The organism is Mesorhizobium sp. M8A.F.Ca.ET.208.01.1.1, from assembly GCF_004791315.1.
In the GTDB taxonomy this organism is placed as follows: Bacteria; Pseudomonadota; Alphaproteobacteria; order Rhizobiales; family Rhizobiaceae; genus Mesorhizobium.
This window is the reverse complement of record NZ_SRUT01000158.1, coordinates 1-347: the sequence shown is the minus strand read 5'-3', so window position 1 is coordinate 347 and position 347 is coordinate 1. Positions and strand designations below refer to the sequence as shown.

Annotated in this window: 1 pseudogene; it reads right to left on the bottom strand. The window is 66.6% G+C overall.

Annotated elements, in window-relative coordinates:
* Positions 1–108: 108 nt before the first annotated feature.
* A pseudogene (locus EN851_RS34705) lies at positions 109–347 on the bottom strand (sterol desaturase family protein); the annotation flags it as partial.

The following is a 347-nucleotide window of genomic DNA, read 5'->3' as shown; positions in this document are numbered from 1 at the left end:
CGCGGCAAGGACAAGACCGTCGCCAAGCGCCGCGCGATCACGGCGCGCGCATTGGCCGACTGTCGCGAGTGGTTGGGTCTGCCTTCGGAGGCGCAGGCGGCGGAATAGCTACTCCGCCGGCTCGGCAGCCGCATCCGGCAACCCCGGCTTGCCGGCCTCTCCCGGATTTCTCCGCACATAAGCGGCCTTCAGCGTCTCCGACGTATCGCGCGAGCCGTCATGGCTCCAGCCGGGCGGCTGGATCAGATAGTTGAGCCGCTGGCCAAGCGACAGCCCTGGCATAGCCGCATCCTTGAACATGCCGATCCACTCGTGGAACGCCACCTTCAGCGGATTGAAGGTGCCAA